23 protein-coding genes, 15 tRNA genes and 3 rRNA genes (1 of these 41 cut by a window edge) are annotated in these 20710 nt (G+C 36.9%); all 41 read right to left on the reverse strand.

Features of this window, described 5'->3' with window-relative positions; translation table 11 throughout:
• Positions 1-73: transfer RNA gene (locus JJC01_00160), tRNA-Ile, on the reverse strand (it extends 1 nt beyond the left edge of the window).
• A gap of 4 nt (positions 74-77) precedes the next feature.
• A tRNA-Pro gene (locus tag JJC01_00165) sits at positions 78-154 on the reverse strand.
• Between the two features lie 10 nt (positions 155-164).
• Positions 165-255 (reverse strand) — tRNA-Ser (locus tag JJC01_00170).
• A 23-nt stretch (positions 256-278) separates the two neighbouring features.
• Positions 279-367: transfer RNA gene (locus JJC01_00175), tRNA-Ser, on the reverse strand.
• Between the two features lie 2 nt (positions 368-369).
• Positions 370-445: transfer RNA gene (locus tag JJC01_00180), tRNA-Lys, on the reverse strand.
• An 11-nt stretch (positions 446-456) separates the two neighbouring features.
• Positions 457-532: transfer RNA gene (locus JJC01_00185), tRNA-Gln, on the reverse strand.
• A gap of 9 nt (positions 533-541) precedes the next feature.
• Positions 542-618 (reverse strand) — tRNA-Arg (locus JJC01_00190).
• An 8-nt stretch (positions 619-626) separates the two neighbouring features.
• Positions 627-700, reverse strand: a tRNA-Gly gene (locus tag JJC01_00195).
• Positions 701-714: 14 nt separating this feature from the next.
• Positions 715-799: transfer RNA gene (locus JJC01_00200), tRNA-Tyr, on the reverse strand.
• Between the two features lie 14 nt (positions 800-813).
• Positions 814-888, reverse strand: a tRNA-Thr gene (locus JJC01_00205).
• Positions 889-906: 18 nt separating this feature from the next.
• Positions 907-983 (reverse strand) — tRNA-Asp (locus JJC01_00210).
• A 5-nt stretch (positions 984-988) separates the two neighbouring features.
• Positions 989-1064, reverse strand: a tRNA-Val gene (locus JJC01_00215).
• Between the two features lie 5 nt (positions 1065-1069).
• Positions 1070-1144: transfer RNA gene (locus JJC01_00220), tRNA-Glu, on the reverse strand.
• A gap of 6 nt (positions 1145-1150) precedes the next feature.
• A tRNA-Asn gene (locus tag JJC01_00225) sits at positions 1151-1225 on the reverse strand.
• A 7-nt stretch (positions 1226-1232) separates the two neighbouring features.
• Positions 1233-1349: ribosomal RNA gene (rrf, locus tag JJC01_00230) — 5S ribosomal RNA — on the reverse strand.
• A 135-nt stretch (positions 1350-1484) separates the two neighbouring features.
• Positions 1485-4378 (reverse strand): 23S ribosomal RNA (locus JJC01_00235).
• 269 nt (positions 4379-4647) lie between these two features.
• Positions 4648-4723 (reverse strand) — tRNA-Ala (locus JJC01_00240).
• Positions 4724-4778: 55 nt separating this feature from the next.
• Positions 4779-6278: ribosomal RNA gene (locus tag JJC01_00245) — 16S ribosomal RNA — on the reverse strand.
• Together the 16S, 23S and 5S rRNA genes with 15 tRNA genes alongside form the textbook arrangement of a ribosomal RNA operon.
• A 284-nt stretch (positions 6279-6562) precedes the next feature.
• The gene (gene cwlD / locus JJC01_00250; protein UDN58389.1) at positions 6563-7267 is read right to left on the reverse strand and encodes an N-acetylmuramoyl-L-alanine amidase CwlD; all 705 of its coding nucleotides are present in this window, start codon (positions 7265-7267) and stop codon (positions 6563-6565) included.
• A gap of 505 nt (positions 7268-7772) precedes the next feature.
• Entirely contained in the window at positions 7773-8165 is a 393-nt protein-coding gene (rpsI, locus tag JJC01_00255) for a 30S ribosomal protein S9 (GenBank protein UDN58390.1), read from the reverse strand.
• A 28-nt stretch (positions 8166-8193) separates the two neighbouring features.
• Positions 8194-8625: a 50S ribosomal protein L13 gene (gene rplM, locus JJC01_00260; GenBank protein UDN58391.1), complete on the reverse strand. Its 432-nt coding sequence runs from the start codon at positions 8623-8625 to the stop codon at positions 8194-8196.
• Between the two features lie 119 nt (positions 8626-8744).
• Entirely contained in the window at positions 8745-9476 is a 732-nt protein-coding gene (truA, locus tag JJC01_00265; GenBank protein ID UDN58392.1) for a tRNA pseudouridine(38-40) synthase TruA, read from the reverse strand.
• A 25-nt stretch (positions 9477-9501) separates the two neighbouring features.
• Complete coding sequence (locus tag JJC01_00270) at positions 9502-10305, reverse strand: energy-coupling factor transporter transmembrane protein EcfT (GenBank protein ID UDN58393.1); 804 nt, start codon at positions 10303-10305, stop codon at positions 9502-9504.
• Positions 10299-11165 carry an energy-coupling factor transporter ATPase gene (locus JJC01_00275; protein ID UDN58394.1) on the reverse strand — a complete coding sequence of 289 codons (867 nt, stop codon included), beginning with the start codon at positions 11163-11165 and terminating at the stop codon, positions 10299-10301. Before JJC01_00275 ends, JJC01_00270 begins: the two co-directional genes overlap by 7 nt.
• Complete coding sequence (locus tag JJC01_00280; GenBank protein UDN58395.1) at positions 11153-11986, reverse strand: energy-coupling factor transporter ATPase; 834 nt, start codon at positions 11984-11986, stop codon at positions 11153-11155. Before JJC01_00280 ends, JJC01_00275 begins: the two co-directional genes overlap by 13 nt.
• Before the next feature lie 119 nt (positions 11987-12105).
• On the reverse strand, positions 12106-12447 hold the full coding sequence (gene rplQ / locus JJC01_00285; protein ID UDN58396.1) for a 50S ribosomal protein L17: 342 nt from the start codon (positions 12445-12447) through the stop codon (positions 12106-12108).
• A 20-nt stretch (positions 12448-12467) separates the two neighbouring features.
• Positions 12468-13415, reverse strand: a complete 948-nt coding sequence (locus tag JJC01_00290; protein ID UDN58397.1) for a DNA-directed RNA polymerase subunit alpha — start codon at positions 13413-13415, stop codon at positions 12468-12470.
• 77 nt (positions 13416-13492) lie between these two features.
• Entirely contained in the window at positions 13493-14116 is a 624-nt protein-coding gene (gene rpsD / locus JJC01_00295; GenBank protein UDN58398.1) for a 30S ribosomal protein S4, read from the reverse strand.
• A gap of 32 nt (positions 14117-14148) precedes the next feature.
• Entirely contained in the window at positions 14149-14547 is a 399-nt protein-coding gene (rpsK, locus tag JJC01_00300) for a 30S ribosomal protein S11 (GenBank protein ID UDN58399.1), read from the reverse strand.
• A 35-nt stretch (positions 14548-14582) separates the two neighbouring features.
• The gene (rpsM, locus tag JJC01_00305) at positions 14583-14954 is read right to left on the reverse strand and encodes a 30S ribosomal protein S13 (GenBank protein ID UDN58400.1); all 372 of its coding nucleotides are present in this window, start codon (positions 14952-14954) and stop codon (positions 14583-14585) included.
• Positions 14955-15106: 152 nt separating this feature from the next.
• Positions 15107-15220, reverse strand: a complete 114-nt coding sequence (gene rpmJ, locus JJC01_00310) for a 50S ribosomal protein L36 (protein UDN58401.1) — start codon at positions 15218-15220, stop codon at positions 15107-15109.
• 35 nt (positions 15221-15255) lie between these two features.
• Positions 15256-15474: a translation initiation factor IF-1 gene (gene infA / locus JJC01_00315; protein ID UDN58402.1), complete on the reverse strand. Its 219-nt coding sequence runs from the start codon at positions 15472-15474 to the stop codon at positions 15256-15258.
• A gap of 37 nt (positions 15475-15511) precedes the next feature.
• Positions 15512-15781: a KOW domain-containing protein gene (locus JJC01_00320; protein ID UDN58403.1), complete on the reverse strand. Its 270-nt coding sequence runs from the start codon at positions 15779-15781 to the stop codon at positions 15512-15514.
• 21 nt (positions 15782-15802) lie between these two features.
• Positions 15803-16549, reverse strand: coding sequence for a type I methionyl aminopeptidase (map, locus tag JJC01_00325; protein ID UDN58404.1), 747 nt, complete (start codon positions 16547-16549; stop codon positions 15803-15805).
• The gene (locus tag JJC01_00330; protein ID UDN58405.1) at positions 16550-17200 is read right to left on the reverse strand and encodes an adenylate kinase; all 651 of its coding nucleotides are present in this window, start codon (positions 17198-17200) and stop codon (positions 16550-16552) included. It lies immediately after the preceding gene.
• Between the two features lie 16 nt (positions 17201-17216).
• Positions 17217-18485, reverse strand: coding sequence for a preprotein translocase subunit SecY (gene secY / locus JJC01_00335; protein UDN58406.1), 1269 nt, complete (start codon positions 18483-18485; stop codon positions 17217-17219).
• Between the two features lie 43 nt (positions 18486-18528).
• Complete coding sequence (gene rplO, locus JJC01_00340; protein ID UDN58407.1) at positions 18529-18972, reverse strand: 50S ribosomal protein L15; 444 nt, start codon at positions 18970-18972, stop codon at positions 18529-18531.
• A 32-nt stretch (positions 18973-19004) separates the two neighbouring features.
• On the reverse strand, positions 19005-19190 hold the full coding sequence (gene rpmD / locus JJC01_00345; GenBank protein UDN58408.1) for a 50S ribosomal protein L30: 186 nt from the start codon (positions 19188-19190) through the stop codon (positions 19005-19007).
• 14 nt (positions 19191-19204) lie between these two features.
• The gene (rpsE, locus tag JJC01_00350; protein UDN58409.1) at positions 19205-19714 is read right to left on the reverse strand and encodes a 30S ribosomal protein S5; all 510 of its coding nucleotides are present in this window, start codon (positions 19712-19714) and stop codon (positions 19205-19207) included.
• Positions 19715-19734: 20 nt separating this feature from the next.
• Entirely contained in the window at positions 19735-20103 is a 369-nt protein-coding gene (rplR, locus tag JJC01_00355) for a 50S ribosomal protein L18 (protein ID UDN58410.1), read from the reverse strand.
• 35 nt (positions 20104-20138) lie between these two features.
• The gene (gene rplF / locus JJC01_00360; protein UDN58411.1) at positions 20139-20681 is read right to left on the reverse strand and encodes a 50S ribosomal protein L6; all 543 of its coding nucleotides are present in this window, start codon (positions 20679-20681) and stop codon (positions 20139-20141) included.
• Positions 20682-20710 lie beyond the last annotated feature (29 nt).

Genomic DNA, 20710 nt, shown 5'->3' on the forward strand with positions numbered 1-20710 from the left:
GGACCTTCAGGGACTCGAACCCCAGACCTACCGGTTATGAGCCGGGCGCTCTAACCAACTGAGCTAAAGGTCCTGGTTGGTCGAGGTGAAGGGACTCGAACCCCCGGCCCCATGGTCCCAAACCATGTGCGCTACCAAACTGCGCTACACCTCGTTTTTTTAAATGGCGGAGAAGGAGGGATTCGAACCCTCGCACCGGTTACCCAGCCTAATCCCTTAGCAGGGGATCCTCTTGAGCCACTTGAGTACTTCTCCAAATTTAGTCCTATTATTTAGTTTGGCGGAGAGGGTGGGATTCGAACCCACGGCCCCTTTCGAAGTCACTGGTTTTCAAGACCAGCTCCTTAAACCACTCGGACACCTCTCCATTGGTGATCTATCCGCGACTCGAACGCGGGACACCCTGATTAAAAGTCAGGTGCTCTACCGACTGAGCTAATAGACCATGTTTTTATTTGGCTGGGGATGCAGGACTCGAACCTACGCATACATGAGTCAAAGTCATGTGCCTTACCGACTTGGCTAATCCCCAATATATATGTGGTGAGCGCACAGGGATTCGAACCCCGGACACACGCCTTAGAAGGGCGTTGCTCTATCCAGCTGAGCTATGCACCCACGCTTTTTGGAGCGGGTGAAGGGGATCGAACCCTCACAGCTGGCTTGGAAGGCCAGAACTCTACCATTGAGCTACACCCGCATATTTAATTTAATTGGTGGAGGATGGTGGATTCGAACCACCGAAGTCGATGACAACAGATTTACAGTCTGCCCCCTTTGGCCGCTCGGGAAATCCTCCGTATTAATTTTACATGGAGCTGGTGATAGGAATCGAACCTACAACCTGCTGATTACAAGTCAGCTGCTCTACCGTTGAGCCACACCAGCATTTTTCATATTTTATTTTGGCGACCTGGAAGGGGTTCGAACCCTCGACCTCCAGCGTGACAGGCTGGCATTCTAACCAACTGAACTACCAGGCCGCAAATGGTGGGACCAGCAGGGCTCGAACCTGCGACCCCCTGCTTGTAAGGCAGGTGCTCTCCCAGCTGAGCTATGATCCCACAAATGGTGACTCGTAGGGGAATTGAACCCCTGTTACCGCCGTGAAAGGGCGGTGTCTTAACCTCTTGACCAACGAGCCATTTATTGGCTCCAAGGGTGGGGCTCGAACCCACAGCCTACCGGTTAACAGCCGGTTGCTCCACCGTTGAGCTACCTTGGAACATCTAACGTGGCTATGTCCTACTCTCCCAGGCAGTTTCCCACCAAGTACCATCAGCGCTAGAGAACTTAACTTCTGTGTTCGGAATGGGAACAGGTGTATCTTCTCTGCTATTATAACCACATTTCTTTTTTGTTGCTAGGACAAGTATAATATTAACATTTTTTGTTATTTTTGTCAATACTTTTTTCATACTTTTTTTCAGAGTTAACACTCTAAAAACTACATATATATTTTAGTCAATGAACATCAAATAATATTGGTCAAGTCCTCGACCTATTAGTATCGATAAGCTAAATACATTGCTGCACTTACACCTTCGACCTATCAACCAGATAGTCTTTCTGGGGTCTTACCCTTGCGGTGGGAAATCTTATCTTGAAGTTGGCTTCGCGCTTAGATGCTTTCAGCGCTTATCCATTCCGTACATAGCTACCCAGCCATGCCCTTGGCAGAACAACTGGTACACCAGAGGTACGTCCATCCCGGTCCTCTCGTACTAAGGACAGGTCTCCTCAAATTTCCTACGCCTGCGACGGATAGGGACCGAACTGTCTCACGACGTTCTGAACCCAGCTCGCGTACCACTTTAATGGGCGAACAGCCCAACCCTTGGGACCTACTACAGCCCCAGGATGTGATGAGCCGACATCGAGGTGCCAAACCTCCCCGTCGATGTGGACTCTTGGGGAGATAAGCCTGTTATCCCCAGGGTAGCTTTTATCCGTTGAGCGATGGCCCTTCCACGCAGAACCACCGGATCACTAAGTCCGATTTTCATCCTTGCTCGACCTGTATGTCTTGCAATCAAGCTCTCTTTTGCCTTTACACTCTACGTACGATTTCCGACCGTACTGAGAGAACCTTTGAGCGCCTCCGTTACCTTTTGGGAGGCGACCGCCCCAGTCAAACTGCCCACCTGACAGTGTCCCAAGACCAGATTCATGGCCTATGGTTAGAGTCCCAGTACTACAAGGGTGGTATCCCAAGGATGGCTCCGCCAAAACTGGCGTCCTGGTTTCAAAGCCTCCCACCTATCCTGTACATGTAGTACCAAGACCCAATGTCAAGCTACAGTAAAGCTCCATGGGGTCTTTCCGTCCTGTCGCAGGTATCCGGCATCTTCACCGGAATTACAATTTCACCGAGTCTGTTGTTGAGACAGTGCCCAAATCGTTACGCCTTTCGTGCGGGTCGGAACTTACCCGACAAGGAATTTCGCTACCTTAGGACCGTTATAGTTACGGCCGCCGTTTACTGGGGCTTAAGTTCACTGCTTCGATTGCTCTAACAGATCCCCTTAACCTTCCAGCACCGGGCAGGCGTCAGCTCCTATACATCGTCTTGCGACTTAGCAGAAACCTATGTTTTTGGTAAACAGTCGCTTGGGCCTATTCTCTGCGGCCACCGTATGGTGGCACCCCTTATCCCTAAGTTACGGGGTCATTTTGCCGAGTTCCTTAACAACAGTTCTCTCGCGGGCCTTAGGATACTCTCCTCACCCACCTGTGTCGGTTTGCGGTACGGGTACCTTTAACCTCGATAGAGACTTTTCTTGACAGTGTGAAATCAGCTACTTCGCTACTAAATTTCGCTCCCCATCACATCCCAGCATTATCAAAGCGGATTTACCTACTCTGACTGCCTCAATGCTTGGACACACATAACCAACAGTGTGCTTAGCTTATCCTACTGTGTCATCCCATCTCTCAAACGGTTATCGGTAGTACAGGAATATCAACCTGTTGTCCATCACCTACGCCTTTCGGCCTCAGCTTAGGTCCCGACTAACCCAGGGCGGACGAACCTTCCCTGGAAACCTTGGGTTTACGGCCTGTGGGATTCTCACCCACATCTCGCTACTCATGCCAACATTCTCACTCCCATACTGTCCACATGTCCTTACGGTCATGCTTCAACCCGTATGGGAAGCTCCCTACCCATCATTACTGATGCCGTAGCTTCGGTAGTAAGTTTTAGCCCCGGAAATCTTCGGCGCAGGATCACTCGACCAGTGAGCTATTACGCACTCTTTGAATGAGTGGCTGCTTCTAAGCCAACATCCTGGTTGTCTGTGCAATCCCACATCCTTTACCACTTAACTTACATTTAGGGACCTTAGCTGACGATCTGGGCTGTTGCCCTTTCGACTATGAATCTTATCACCCACAGTCTGACTCCCAAGTATAAGATGACGGCATTCGGAGTTTGATAGTCTTCGGTAGGTGCAATACCCCTAGGACATTCAGTGCTCTACCTCCGTATCTCTCACCTTGAGGCTAGCCCTAAAGCTATTTCGGGGAGAACCAGCTATCTCCGGGCTCGATTGGAATTTCACCGCTACCCACAAGTCATCCCCGAGCTTTTCAACGCTCGTGGGTTCGGACCTCCACGAAATTTTACTTTCGCTTCATCCTGCTCATGGGTAGGTCGCCCGGTTTCGGGTCTACGTCAAGTAACTGAACGCTCAGTTAAAACTCGCTTTCGCTACGGCTCCACACCTTAAGTGCTTAACCTTGCTACTTAACGTAACTCGTTGGCCCGTTCTACAAAAGTACGCGGTCACACAAGAAATGTGCTTCCACAGCTTGTAAGTGCAGGGTTTCAGGTTCTATTTCACTCCCCTCCCGGGGTTCTTTTCACCTTTCCCTCACGGTACTATACGCTATCGGTCACTAGGTAGTATTTAGCCTTGGAGGGTGGTCCCTCCTGCTTCCCACAGGGTTTCACGTGTCCCGTGGTACTCTGGATCATATCTGAAGTTTTCTCGTTTGACATACAGGACTATTACCTTCTGTGGTGGGTCTTTCCAAACCTCTTCAATTACGATACCTCTTCGTTTAAGATATGTCCGCAACCCCAATAAAGAAAACTTTATTGGTTTGGGCTATTCCGCGTTCGCTCGCCGCTACTTACGGAATCGAATTTCTTTCTCTTCCTTCAGGTACTTAGATGTTTCAGTTCCCTGAGTTCCCCTCATTAAGCTATGTATTCACTTAATGATACTTAGACATTACTCTAAGTGAGTTTCCTCATTCGGAAATCTTCGGATCAAAGTTTACGTGCAACTCCCCGAAGCTTATCGCAGCTTATCACGTCCTTCATCGGCTCCTAGTGCCAAGGCATCCGCCCTGCACCCTTAATAACTTGACCAGTTAAAAGGTTTGATAGATTAGAAGCTATCAACTTCGATAATTTTTAAAAGTTATCAGCTTTATATATTACAAATTAGATGTCATATCACTAAATATATATATGCAGTTTTCAAAGTGCTAACGCACGTCGCCAACAAACAAACTTCACATGTGTTCAGTTTATTCTGTTGCTTAAAGTGCTAACGCACATAGCTTGTCTAAAGATAAGCTAAAAGTGCATGTAAGAGGCTACTAGATAAATCAAAGATTTAAGTAATATACTCTTAATGGTGGAGATGAGGAGAGTCGAACTCCTGACCCCTTGCTTGCAAGGCAAGTGCTCTCCCAACTGAGCTACACCCCCAAATATGAAGTTCATAAAGAACTTTCAAAATTAAACAGTAGGCAATTCTCCTTAGAAAGGAGGTGATCCAGCCGCACCTTCCGATACGGCTACCTTGTTACGACTTCACCCCAGTTATTGATTCCACCTTCGACGACTTCTTCCAAAAGGTTAGATAATCGGCTTCGGGCGTCTCCAACTCCCGTGGTGTGACGGGCGGTGTGTACAAGACCCGGGAACGCATTCACCGCAGCATTCTGATCTGCGATTACTAGTAACTCCAGCTTCATGTAGGCGAGTTTCAGCCTACAATCCGAACTGAGAGTAGCTTTAAGGGATTAGCTCCACCTTACGGCTTGGCAACCCTCTGTACTACCCATTGTAGCACGTGTGTAGCCCTAAGCATAAGGGGCATGATGATTTGACGTCATCCCCACCTTCCTCCAGGTTATCCCTGGCAGTCTCTCTAGAGTGCCCAACTTAATGATGGCAACTAAAGACAAGGGTTGCGCTCGTTGCGGGACTTAACCCAACATCTCACGACACGAGCTGACGACAACCATGCACCACCTGTCACCAATGTCCCCGAAGGGAACTCTCCGATTAAGGAGATGTCATTGGGATGTCAAGCTTAGGTAAGGTTCTTCGCGTTGCTTCGAATTAAACCACATGCTCCGCTACTTGTGCGGGTCCCCGTCAATTCCTTTGAGTTTCACTCTTGCGAGCGTACTTCCCAGGCGGAGTACTTAATGCGTTAGCTGCGGCACCGAGGGGTAACCCCCGACACCTAGTACTCATCGTTTACAGCGTGGACTACCAGGGTATCTAATCCTGTTTGCTCCCCACGCTTTCGTGCCTCAGCGTCAGTTACAGTCCAGAGAGCCGCCTTCGCAACTGGTGTTCCTCCTAATATCTACGCATTTCACCGCTACACTAGGAATTCCACTCTCCTCTCCTGCACTCAAGTCTCCCAGTTTCAAGAGCTTACTACGGTTGAGCCGTAGCCTTTCACTCCTGACTTGAAAGACCGCCTACGCACCCTTTACGCCCAGTAAATCCGGATAACGCTAGCCCCTACGTATTACCGCGGCTGCTGGCACGTAGTTAGCCGGGGCTTCCTCCTCAAGTACCGTCATTATCTTCCTTGAGGACAGAGTTTTACGACCCGAAGGCCTTCATCACTCACGCGGCGTTGCTGCATCAGGCTTTCGCCCATTGTGCAATATTCCCCACTGCTGCCTCCCGTAGGAGTTTGGACCGTGTCTCAGTTCCAATGTGGCCGATCACCCTCTCAGGTCGGCTACTGATCGTCGCCTTGGTAAGCCGTTACCTTACCAACTAGCTAATCAGACGCGGGTCCATCCTGTACTGGCTCACCTTTGATATTCAAGAGATGCCTCTCAAATATGTTATCCCGTATTAGCATACCTTTCGGTATGTTATCCGTGTGTACAGGGTAGGTTACCCACGCGTTACTCACCCGTCCGCCGCTCTTTACCGAAGTAAATCGCTCAACTTGCATGTGTTAGGCACGCCGCCAGCGTTCATCCTGAGCCAGGATCAAACTCTCAAATAAAAGTTTATCAGGCTCAGATACTATTGTTATCTAAATATCTGGCTTTATGGTTTGTTTCTTGTTTATAAATTAACCTACTGTTTAATTTTCAAAGTTCTTTTGTCTTATTTTTGTGCTCCTTTTGGGCACTCATATATAATACCATCTATGTTATTCCAAGTCAACGCTTTTTTAACTTTTATTTTAATTATTTTTTTGTCAAAACAAAAATAGCTTATATTAGTGCATTTTTAAACACCTCAATACAAGCTATTTACATATTTAGACTTATTTTTATAATTATTTCAACTTAGATATTTCTGTATACCTATGTATATTGCCCATGCTATCTTTTCTTGATATGTTTCATCTGTCAAAAGTTTACATTCTTTTTCATTTGATAGAAAACCACATTCTATTAATACTGATGGAATATTATTTTCTTTCAAAAGGTATATGTCATCTCGTGGCTTAACTTCTCTGTTATTTGTTTTATCTACTACTCTTTTAAGTTCTTCTTGAATACACTTTGATAATTCCTTGCTATCTTGCTTATCTTTAGGATAAAATGTCTGAGCTCCATAGTATTTAGATTGTTCGAATGCATTTAGATGTATGGATACAAACATATTAGCATTGGAATTAGAGATTATTTCTTTTCTATTTTTCAAGTTCTCATTATATTTTTGTCTTGTTGTTTTATTATTTTCTTCTTTATAGAGGCTACTGTCATCTTCTCTAGTTAATATTACAAGACCTCCACTTGATTCTATAAGCTCTCTAAGCTTAAGTGTTATTGCTAAGTTGATATCTTTCTCAGATGTGCTCTTATCCTTGTTTAATGCGCCTGGGTCAATACCTCCATGACCAGCATCTAGAATTATTGTTTTATTTGTTATTGGCATATATTTAATAACATCTTCAGAAATATTTTTCACTTCAAATATTGATACTATTACTAGACATACCATAACAAAACTAAAAATTATATGTTTTATGTACTTTCTCACAACATCACCCTGTATATGTATACTTATAAAAACACTATAATATTCCAAATATTAGTACAAACATTTAAATTTCACTTTAGTATTTATCTATCTCTATTTTTTAATATTAATATATGATTACATAAGTATGCTATATTCACATATACTCTAAATTCCCATTTTTAATTAGTATCGTATAACAGGTATAATAAATTATGACAATTTACATTATGAATTATATTATTTAATAACCTAAATTCTATTACTTATAAAATGTAAAATTTTTAATTATATTTACTGTAAATTTCTTTATCCATTTCTCAATAGAACTATAATCTCAATAACTTTAACATATAATCTTTTATTACAATAAAAAGGATGTTTTTCAATAGAAAAACATCCTAATAAGATATCTTATTATTTTATTGTATATCAATCATTAACTTAAACCCAACATTTCAACATACTTCCATATTTTCTGGATAACAGAAAATAAAGGATTTTGCTTTTCCAAAAAAATAAATAATTATCTTTTTGAGAATTGTGGAGCTCTTCTTGCTGCTTTTAATCCGTATTTCTTTCTTTCCTTCATTCTAGCATCTCTAGTTAAGAAACCTTCTTTCTTTAAGGCAGGTCTTAAATCTAAATCAGCTTTTAATAAAGCTCTAGATATACCATGTCTTATAGCTCCAGCTTGTCCAGTGAATCCTCCACCTTCAACTTTTACTATAACATCATATTTATTTTCATTACCAGTTAAAACTAATGGTTGTTTAACATCTCTTATTAATGTTTCATAGTTAAAATAATTTTCTAATGCTCTTCCATTTACTAATATATTTCCTTCACCTGCAACTAGTCTTACTCTAGCAACAGAACTTTTTCTTCTTCCAGTTCCATAATATTGAACGTTAGCCATTATAAACTCCTCCTTTCACCTATTAATCTTATTTAAAGTTTAAAACTTCTGGATTTTGAGCTGCATGAGTGTGTTCAGCACCTGCAAATACTCTTAATCTAGTCATCATTCTACTTCTTAATTTGTTTTTAGGTAACATACCATTTACAGCATGTGCTATAACTTCTTCTGGTTTTTTATCCATCATATCTCTATAAGATATTTCTTTTAATCCACCTACATAACCAGTGTGGTATCTGTAATATTTTTGATCTAATTTTTTTCCACTTAAAACTACTTTTTCTGCATTTACTACAACAACAAAATCTCCACCATCAACGTGAGGAGTAAATGTTGGTTTATGTTTACCTCTCAATACTGTCGCAATTTCTGTTGCTATACGACCTAATGTTTTTCCTTCAGCATCAACTAAGTACCATTTTCTTTGTACATCAGCTGGCTTAGCTATATAACTTTTCATAACTGTCCCTCCTTAACTACTTTTCATAAAAATTTTTTACCGTTTATGTCAAGTCCGGGGCAAGTGGACTTATTAACACATTCTCATATATTTTAATACATGTAGCCTGGTGTGTCAAGTTAATAATGAACTTTTTTAAGAAATAATCCTTGTGCTGGAGCTGTATGTCCACATCTTGATCTGTTTTTAGATTCTATTATATCTAAAAATGATTCATTAATTCTACCACGTCCTATATCAACAAGTGTTCCAACAATAATTCTCACCATATTATATAAGAACCCATCTCCACTAATTTCTAAAGTAATCAAATCATCTGTTTTTTTTATATTTATATCATATATTGTTCGTATTGTATCTTTTACAGATGAACCAGAACTCATAAAACCTTTAAAATCATGTGTACCCAATAGACTTTTTGATTCTATACACATTTTTTCAAAATCAAGTTCATACTTTACTTGATATGATATGCTGTTAAGTATTGGGTGTCTAAACTTACTGTTATATATTAAATATTTATATGTTTTTCCTTTTGCACTATATCTTGAATGAAAGTCATCATTAACTTCACATGCTTCTATAACTGATATGTCTTTTGGTAATTTAGCATTTAGTGCCATTGGTACACTTTCTATACTTATACTTGAACTAATTTTAAAATTTGCAGTTTGTGCAAGAGCATGAACCCCTGAATCAGTTCTACCTGAGCCTATAAGTTTAACTTCTTCATTCATTATCTCATATATAGCCTTTTCAATTGTACCTTGTATCCCTAGAGAATCTGGTTGCTTCTGCCATCCACAATAATTTCTACCATCATATTGGATTGTAATCTTTATATTTCTCATATTTTACCTCACCTATATGCTTCTATTAAATCGCTATAAATCTAGTAGCTATGATTAATCCTAAATAAATAACTTGAAACACACATGCTATATAATCTGCTTTTACTATAACAGACTCCCTCATTTTTGTTCTATTGTGTCCACCTCTATAACATCTAGCTTCCATGGCCATAGCCAATTCATCAGCTCTTCTAAATGCACTAACAAATAGTGGAACTAAAAGAGGTACTAGATTTTTAGCTCTATTTATAAGATTTTTACTTTCAAAGTCTGCACCTCTAGACATTTGAGCCTTCATTATTTTATCTGTTTCGTCTAATAATGTAGGAATAAAGCGCAAAGCAATTGTCATCATCATTGCAAGCTCATGAACTGGTAAACCAATTTTCTTAAAGGGATTCAATAATCGCTCTATACCATCTGTCAATTCTATTGGTGAAGTTGTTAAAGTAAGTAATGATGTCCCAATTACTAAAAATATAAGTCTTATTGCCATAAAAATTGCTTGTCTCAAGCCTTGACTTGTTATTGTTAAAAATCCAAATGACCATATCTCATCACCTGGTAAGAAAAATATATTTATAATAAATGTAAATAAAATAATCCACTTAAGAGGTTTTACACCCTTAACAATATACTTAACAGGTATATTAGCTAACTTTATCATACCTAATAAACATAATAAAACTATCATATAAGGCCAAAATTTATTTACTACAAATATAGATACCATAAATACAATTGTTGCTACAAGTTTTATCCTTGGATCTAATTTATGAATAGCAGAACTTGTTGGGTAGTATTGCCCTATAGTTATATCTTTTAACATAATCCTCGCCCTCTCACAACTCTTAATATTTCCTGTTTTGCTTCTTCTAAAGTCAATATATCTTCACTAATGTCAAAACCTTGTTCTCTTAATTTCAATGCAAGTTCTAAAACCTGTGGAATATCTAAACCAATTTCTTTTAATTTAATAGCATTTGATTTAAATACATCTCTAGGAGTACCCATAAATTCTATTTTACCATGATTCATAACAATTAACGTTTGTGCCAACTTTGCCATATCATCCATACTATGTGATGACAATATTATAGTCATATTGTTTTTTTCATGTAAGTTTTTTATTAAATTAAAAATTTCATCTCTTCCACCAGGATCAAGACCTGCAGTTGGTTCATCTAATATAAGTACTTCTGGGTTCATTGCTATAACTCCAGCTATTGCAACTCTACGCTTTTGACCTCCTGATAATTCAAATGGAGATTTATCTTTAAATTCCTCATAGTCAAGTCCTACAGCTTCCATCGATGCTTTTACCCTATTATGTATCTCAGCCTCTTCTAAACCTAAATTAGCGGGTCCAAAAGCTATATCCTTATCAATTGTTTCTTCAAATAATTGATATTCTGGATATTGAAATACAACACCTACTCTTTTTCTTATCTCAGTTAAGTTTAAATTCTTATCTGTTATGTTAAAATCATTTATAAAAATCTCTCCTGAGGAAGGTTTTAATAATCCATTTAGATGTTGTATCAGTGTAGACTTTCCTGAACCTGTATGACCTATAAGTCCAACAAAATCTCTATCTTTAATCTCAAAAGATACATCATCAAGTGCTTTACTTGCAAAAGGCATCCCTTCATTATATATATGTGTTAAGTTCTTTACTATAATTGACATAATTCCATCACCATCTCATCCACAGTTAATATATCACTACTAATATTTATACCTTCTTCTATTAATAAACTAGACAACTCTGTCATACAAGGCACATCTAAACCGATTTCCTTTAACATCTCTATTTTACTAAATACTTCTTTAGGAGTCCCTTCTAAAAGTTTCTTACCTTTCTCCATAACGACAACTCTATCAGCTTCCACAGCTTCTTCCATAAAGTGAGTTATATGTAAAACAGTTATATTTTCTTCTTTATTAAGCCTTTTTATTGTTTTCATAACTTCTTTTCTTCCAGATGGGTCTAACATCGCTGTTGCTTCATCAAATATTATACACTTGGGTCTCATGGCAATTATGCCTGCTATTGCAACCCTCTGTTTTTGGCCACCTGATAACAAATGTGGTTGTCTACCTCTCAAATCATACATACCTACACTTTTTAAAGACTCTTCTACAATTCGTCTTATCTCTTTTGGCTCTATACCTAAGTTTTCAGGACCAAAAGCTACATCTTCTTCTACTATTGTGGCAACAATTTGATTATCTGGGTTTTGAAATACCATACCTGCTGTTTGCCTTATATCCCATAATCTTTCTTCTTCTTTGGTGTCCATTCCATCAATGAGAATATTTCCTTCTGTAGGCATAAGAATAGCATTTAAGTTTTTAGATAAAGTAGACTTGCCAGAACCATTATGTCCTATTATCGCAACAAATTCTCCCTTTTTAACATCTAAGCTTAAATTATCTATTGCTTTAAGTTTTGCTTCATCTGTAATATACTCAAATGAAATATTGTTTACTTTTATTATATTATCCATTAATTCATACTCCTTTTAGTAAGCAATAACTTATAAAAATCATTTTACACATTATTATATCACACCTTAGTCAAAAAAATAAAAAAAAGATTAAGCCATCAAGCCTAATCCTTTCCTTACTATACTAATTCTATAAAAGCCATTTCAGCAGCATCGCCTTTTCTTGGCCCTATTTTTATTATTCTAGTGTATCCACCATTTCTCTCAGCATATTTTGGAGCTAAATCTGTGAATAAGTTATTAACTACTGTTTCATCCATAACATAAGCTAAAACTTGTCTTCTAGCATGAAGATCTCCTCTTTTAGCAAGAGTTATCATCTTTTCAGCCATTCTACGAGTTTCTTTAGCTCTAGTTACTGTAGTTTCTATTCTTCCACTTCTTAGTAAACAAGTTACTAAGTTTCTTAACATAAGGTTTCTGTGAGCTGTTTCACGTCCTAATTTACGGTACTTAGCCATTCTTATCCCTCCTTTGCTCGCTATTCTTCACTTGGTTTTAATCCTAGCCCAAGTTCCTCTAGTTTTTGTATTACTTCTTCTAATGACTTTTTACCTAGGTTTCTAACCTTCATCATATCGTCTTCAGACTTATTAGCTAATTCTTCAACTGTATTAATTCCCGCTCTCTTTAAACAGTTGTATGATCTAACTGATAAATCTAATTCTTCTATAGTCATTTCAAGAACTTTTTCTTTTTGATCTTCTTCTTTTTCTACCATGATTTCAACACTACTTACATGTTCAGTTAAGTCTATAAATAGATTTAAATGCTCAACTAATACTTTTGCAGCTAATGATATACCTTCTTGAGGGTTTATACTACCATTAGTCCAAACTTCTAGTACTAATTTATCATAATCTGTTTTTTGACCAACTCTTGTGTTTTCTACATGATAACTAACTTTCTCAACAGGAGTATATATTGAATCCACAGGTAAAACACCTATTGGAACATTCTCTGTTTTATTTTCTTCAGCAGAAACATAACCTCTACCTTTATCTACAAATATTTCCATATTAAACTTGGCATTATCATCTAATGTAGCTATTGCTAAGTCTTTGCTTAATATTTCAACATCTGGAGGACAGATTATATCTGAACCTGTGATAGAGCATGGTCCTTGAGCCTCTATTTTAAGTGTTCTACTTCCTTCACCATCTATAGTTGCTGAAAGCTCTTTTAAAGTTAATATTATCTCTGTAACATCTTCTTTAACACCAGGTATTGTAGAGAATTCATGAAGAACTCCATCTATTTTTATAGCATTTACTGCTACACCTGGTAAAGATGATAATAATATTCTTCTTAGTGCGTTACCTATAGTTATTCCATATCCTCTTTCTAGAGGTTCTATAACAAACTTACCATATCTATAGTCTTCGCTAAGCTCAACTATATCTACTTTTGGCTTTTCTATTTCTATCATGGACAAAACCCTCCTTAAAATTCAGTAATCCACTGAGGGTAAACAAAATTTTAAAATAATTTTTAAAAGTGTGCTTATTATTTAGAGTAAAGTTCTATGATTAAGTGCTCTGCTATTTCAAGATCTATATCTTCTCTTGTTGGAACACCAACTACTTTTGCTGTCATTCCTTCTACATTAGCTTCTAACCATTTAGGAGCTATTCTTGAGTTAACTTCTACTAAATTTTTGAATTTTGCAGAAGATCTTGATTTTTCTTTAACTTCTATCACATCTCCAACTTTAACTGTTAATGAAGCTATATCTACTTTATTTCCATTTAAAGTGAAATGACCATGAGTTACTAATTGTCTAGCTTCTTTTCTAGAAGATGCTAGTCCCATTCTGTAAACTACATTGTCTAATCTTCTCTCTAATAAACTTAATAAATTCTCACCTGATTTTCCAGGCATGTTTTCAGCACGTTCGTATAAGTTTCTAAATTGAGTTTCTAAAACTCCATATATTCTTTTAACTTTTTGTTTTTCTCTTAATTGTAATCCATAGTTAGAAACTTTCTTTCTCCCTTGGCCATGTTGACCTGGAGCATAGTTTCTTTTAACTATAGCACATTTATCTGTATAACATCTATCACCTTTAAGGAATAATTTCATTCCCTCTCTACGGCATTGTCTACATGATGCACCTGTATATCTTGCCATTTATCTACACCTCCTATTTGTACTCTTATTAATTACACTCTTCTTCTCTTTGGTGGTCTACATCCGTTATGTGGGATTGGAGTAACATCTTTTATCATAGTTACTTCTAGTCCAGTTGCTTGTAAAGCTCTTATAGCAGCTTCTCTTCCTGAACCTGGCCCCTTTACGAATACCTCAACACTTTTTAATCCGTGTTCCATCGCAGCTTTTGCAGCTGTTTCAGCAGCCATTTGAGATGCAAATGGAGTTGATTTTCTTGACCCTTTGAATCCTAATTGTCCTGAACTTGCCCAAGATATAGCATTTCCATGAACGTCAGTTAAAGTTATTATTGTATTGTTGAAAGTTGACTGTATATGAGCATGACCACGTTCTATATTTTTACGTTCTCTTCTTCTAACACGTGTAACTTTCTTTTTTGGTTTAGCCATTTTCCTTTTCCCTCCTTCATCTAATTATTATTTAATTATTTTTTCTTTTTACGAGATACTGTTTTTCTAGGACCTTTTCTAGTTCTAGCATTAGTTTTAGTTCTTTGTCCTCTTAATGGAAGACCTTTACCATGTCTAATTCCTCTATAACATTTTATATCTCTTAATCTCTTTATGTTTAAAGCAATTTCTCTTCTTAAGTCACCTTCAACTAAGAAATCGTCATCTATAACTTTTCTTAACTCATTAACTTGATCTTCTGATAAATCTTTTATTCTTGTATCTGGATTTATCTCAGCTTTAGCTAATATTTCGTTAGCAGTTGCTTTACCTATACCATATATATAAGTTAAGCCTATCTCCGCTCTTTTTTCTCTAGGTAAATCTACCCCAGCTATTCTTGCCATGATCGCACCTCCTACACATAGTTTTTAGTGTTTAAAACTTCATATCATATATCAATCCTACGTCAGATTGTTCAACGATTTTAACGTTCTTTTGTTAACATCACAATATAGTATTATACTATAAAATTTAACAAAATACTAGTAATAATTTCTTATCCTTGTTTTTGCTTATGCTTTGGATTTTCACAGATAACCATTACTTTTCCTTTTCTTTTTATTACTTTGCATTTTTCACATATTGGTTTTACTGATGGTCTAACTTTCATTATTAATCCCTCCTTAGACTAAATATCAAGATAGTCTACTTCTTACGCCAAGTGATTCTTCCTCTTGTAAGGTCATATGGAGAAAGTTCAACATTCACCTTATCACCTTCAAGAATTCTTATGAAGTTCATTCTTAGCTTTCCAGAAATGTGGCATAATATCTCATGTCCATTTTCTAGTTTAACTTTAAACATAGCATTAGGTAAAGCTTCTGAAACTGTACCTTCTAATTCTATAACATCTTTTTTGGCCATTAACTAACCAGCCCTCCATTTCAATAAGTTAAATTATCTAATTTAACTTAGTAAGTTCAGCTCTTAAAAAAGAATCTGTAATCTCTTGTCCAGATACTACTCTTTTTCTAACTTCATCATTAATAAAATTATATTTTTTTAAGTGCTTAACTTTCTTTAACTTAGGTTTGTCAAGTTTTCTTTTCTTTCCATCAGCTATTAATACATATTCATTATTAATTATCTTGACTACGAAAAATAAATTTCCTTGATCTCGACCTAATGAAACCTTAACAACTTGACCTATACTTAAATTATCTGATAGCACTTTTTTCACCTACTTCTTAATTTACAACTTTGTCAATATCAAAGGTTCATGTTCAGTAATTGCTATCGTATGCTCATAATGAGCTGATTTTTTTCCATCTATTGTAACAGTCGTCCACCCATCTGATAGAGTCTTTACATGATAACGACCTGCATTAACCATTGGCTCTATAGCAACAACCATTCCTTCTCTAAGTCTTGGTCCTTTTCCTGGGAGTCCATAATTAGGTACCTGTGGATCTTCATGAAGATTTGCTCCAACTCCATGTCCTACCAAATCCCTAACTACTGAGAAACCATGTTTCTCAACGTGTGTTTGTACTGCGTGTGAGATATCCGAAAGTCTATATCCTAATTTAGCAAATTTTATTCCTTCATAGAAGCTTTCTCTAGTTACTTCTATTAATTTCCTATCTTCTTCAGATATCATGCCTACTCCATGAGTTTTCGCAGAATCACCATGATATCCTTTATAATAGGCTCCTATATCTAAGCTTACAATGTCTCCTTCCTTTAATAGAGTCTCACCTGGAATTCCATGTACAACTTCTCTATTGATAGAAGCACATATACTTCCTGGAAAACCTCCATATCCTTTAAAAGAAGGTTCAGCATTGTATTTTCTTATATTCTCTTCAGCTATTTTATCTAATTCTAAAGTAGATATTCCCGGAGAAATAGCTTTTCTTAAAACTTCATGAGTATCAGCAACAATTTTGCCTGCTTCTCTTAAAAGTTCTATTTCTTTCTTTGATTTCAAGATAATCATTTATTTTCCACTTCCTAAAGCTGCAACAATATCTTCAAATACTTTATCTATTGCTTGGTCACCTTTTATATCAGCTATTATACCTTGTTTGCTATAATAATCTACTAAAGGCTTAGTTTCATCTAGATAAACTTGTATTCTCTTAGATACAGTTTCTTCATTATCATCAGCTCTTTGATACAATTCTCCTTGGCATACATCACATACACCTTTTACTTTAGGAGGATTAAACTCAACATGATAAGTAGCTCCACAAGACTTGCATATTCTTCTACCAACTGCTCTAGATACTAATATGCTCTTATCAACTTCAATATTGACAACTTTATCCAGTACTATACCAGCATTTTTTAAGAATACATCTAAATGCTCACCTTGTGCTACATTTCTTGGAAATCCATCCAACATAAATCCATTTTTACAGTCTTCTTGAGATATTCTATCAGTAACTAAACCTACAGTTAACTCATCTGGTACTAATAAACCTTGGTCCATGTATTCTTTAGCTTTTTTTCCAAGTTCTGTTCCCTCTTTTATATTCTTTCTGAATATATCTCCTGTTGATATATGAGGTATATTGTATTTTTCTACTATTCCTGCCGCCTGAGTACCTTTACCAGCACCTGGAGGTCCAAGTAATATTATTCTCATATTATCCATCTCCATTTTATTTTAAGAAACCTTGATAGCTTCTCATAACTAAGTTTGACTCTAACTGTCTCTTAAGCTCCAAAGCAACCCCAACAACGATTAGCAATGAAGTTCCAGCTAGACTCATATTGACATTCATATAATGTGTTGTAAGAGCTGGTACCATAGCAATTATTGCTAAGAAAGTAGCTCCAGCTAAAGTTAATCTTGTTAAGATTCTATTTAAATAATCCATAGTAGGTTCACCTGGTCTAATACCTGGTATAAATCCACCATTATTTTTCATATTTTTAGATATATCTTCTGTATTGAATGATACAGTTGTATAAAAATATGAGAAGAAAATTATAAGTAGAATTTCAATTGATCTGTATGTCCAAAATCCTTGTTCTGTTGCCATACTTAAGTATTTTTGAACAAAAGCTTGAGCATCTGCCCCCATAAACATAGCTATTGTTTGTGGAAAAGCTAAAAGTGAACTAGCAAAAATTATAGGCATAACTCCTGATTGGTTAACTTTCATTGGTATATGAGAACTTTGTCCTCCATACATTTTTCTTCCAACAACTCTTTTAGCATATTGTACAGGTATCTTTCTAGTCGCTTCTTGTATAAATGTAACCCCTGTAACTGTAAGTAATATAACTACAATTAGAAGTATTATTACCCAAGGTGCAACTTGACCAGATTTAACTTGTTGTGCGATTTTAATAACATCTGTTGGTATTCTTGATATAATACCTGCAAATATTATTACTGAACTACCATTACCAATTCCTTTTTCGGTAATTTTGTCCCCAATCCACATTACTAACATACTTGCTGAAACTAATGTTATTACAACAGTTGTGATAAAAAACACACTATTTGATATTAAAGCACTTCTTACAATTCCTAATGTAATTCCCAAAGCTTGTACAACTGCTAGAGCTAGTGCTGTATATTTAGTGTACTTATTGATTTTTTTCTTTCCTTCTTCACCAGATTTTTGAAGTTCTGCTAAACTTTCAAAACCTACTGTTAGAAGCTGTATTATGATTGATGCAGTAATATATGGACTTATACCCAAAGCAAATAGTGAAAAGTTACTAAATGCTCCACCAGTAAACATATTATACAGAGAAAGTAGACTATTGCCGCCTACCATCTTTTGTATAATACTAGTGTCTATACCTGGAACTGGTATTGTAGTACCTATTCTGAATATCACGATCATCATAAGTGTATACATTACTTTTTTTCTTACTGCTTTAATCTTCCAAGCTTGTTTTAATTTTGACAGCACGCTAATTCACCCCGCCTGTACTGGCTAGGAGATTAGCAGGTTATTATACTAACTCTGCTTTTCCACCAGCTTTTTCTATTTTTTCTTGAGCTGAAGCTGTAAATTTAGCAGCTTTAACAGTTAAAGCTTTTTCTAAATTACCTTCACCTAAGATTTTAATTCCATCTTTACCTATTTTGCTTATAGTTTTAGTAGATTTTAATAATTCTGCAGTTATTTCTGTTCCATTTTCAAATCTGTTTAAAACTTCAACATTAACTTCTGTGTAAACTTTCTTAAATATGTTATTGAAACCTCTCTTAGGAAGTCTTCTAGCTAGTGGCATTTGTCCACCTTCGAACCCTACTCTTACTCCACCACCAGAACGAGACCATTGACCTTTTTGTCCACGTCCTGCAGTTTTACCTTGTCCAGTTGCAGTACCTCTACCTAATCTTCTCTTAGCTCTCACTGCACCTTCAGCAGGTTTTAACTCATGTAACTTCATGGATTGCACCTCCTTGCACTACTTTTTAAAAATTATTCAGCTATTTCAGTTACTTCTAATAAATGACTTACTTTTTTTATCATACCTCTTACTTGAGCATTGTCTTCTTTTACAATAACTTGTTCTCTTTTTCTTAATCCTAACGCTTCAACATTCTTTTTTTGGTTAGGAGTAGTTCCTATAACACTTCTAACTAATTTTATTTGTAATTTAGCCATTTTACACTACCTCCTTACCCTAGAAGTTCTTCAACTTTTTTACCTCTAAGTTTAGCTATATCTTCAACTGTTTTTAGAGAATTAAGTCCTTCTATTGTAGCATTTACCATATTTCTTGGATTGTTAGATCCTAAAGATTTAGCTCTAACGTCTTTTAGTCCAGCTAACTCAAGTACGGCTCTAGCAGGTCCCCCAGCTATTACTCCTGTACCTTCTACAGCAGGCATTATTAATATATTTCCAGCACCAAAGTGTCCGCGTACTTCGTGAGGAATTGTAGTCCCAACCATTGGCACTACTATTAGATTTTTCTTAGCATCTTCAACTGCTTTTTTTATAGCATCTGGTACTTCCATTGCTTTCCCAGCACCTATACCAACGTGTCCGTTTTCATCTCCAACAACTACTAACGCTGCAAATCTGAAGTTTCTACCACCTTTTACAACCTTAGTAACACGTCTTACTTCAACAACTTTTTCTTGTAAGTCAAGTTGTCCTGCATCTATCGGCTTACGACGTAGCATGTATTTTTCCCTCCTTCGTATTAGAACTTAAGACCAGCTTCTCTAGCACTTTCAGCTAATTCTTGAATTCTTCCATGATATAAGTATCCACCTCTGTCAAATACAACTTCAGTGATTCCTTTTTCAACAGCTTTTTTAGCAACTAATTCTCCAACTTTCTTAGCTGCTTCCTTATTTCCTGTATGATTAACAGCACTCTTAACTTCTGCTTCTAAAGAAGATGCAGCAACTAGAGTTACTCTGTTTGTGTCATCTATTATTTGAGCATATATATTGTTAGCACTTCTAAATACACATAATCTTGGTCTTTGAGCAGTACCGCTTATTTTTCTACGAACTCTCTTATGTCTTTGAAGTCTATTAGCATTTTTATCAGCCTTTTTTAACACCTAGCTCACTCCTTTCTAGCGTTTAAGTTTTGGTATTATTTTTTACCAGTTTTTCCTTCTTTACGTCTGATTACTTCATCAACGTATTTTATACCTTTACCTTTGTATGGCTCTGGCTTTCTCCAAGCTCTTATTTTAGCAGCATAGTTTCCTACTAATTGCTTGTCTATACCTTTTACTATTAACTCAGTTTGGTTTGGAGCTTCAACAGTTATTCCTTCTGGATCTTCCATTTCAACTGGATGAGAGAAACCTAAGTTCATAACTAATTTTTTCCCTTGTTTTTGAGCTCTGTATCCAACACCTTTTAGTTCTAATTTCTTTTCGAAACCAGTATTTACACCTACAACCATATTATCTAATAAAGTTCTAGTTAATCCGTGTAAAGATCTGTGTTTTTTATTATCAGTTGGTCTTTCAACCATTATTGTATTTTCTTCTTTTTTTATATTTAACTCAGCACTTAATTGTTTAGTTAAAGTTCCCTTTGGACCTTTTACTGTAACTAAATTTCCTTCAGCTATAGTAACTTCAACACCTGCTGGTATTATTATTGGCTTAACACCTATTCTTGACATGGTCGCACCTCCTTACATTGTTCATATTA

It is taken from the genome of Clostridioides sp. ES-S-0010-02, from assembly GCA_020641055.1.
Lineage (GTDB): Bacteria > Bacillota > Clostridia > Peptostreptococcales > Peptostreptococcaceae > Clostridioides.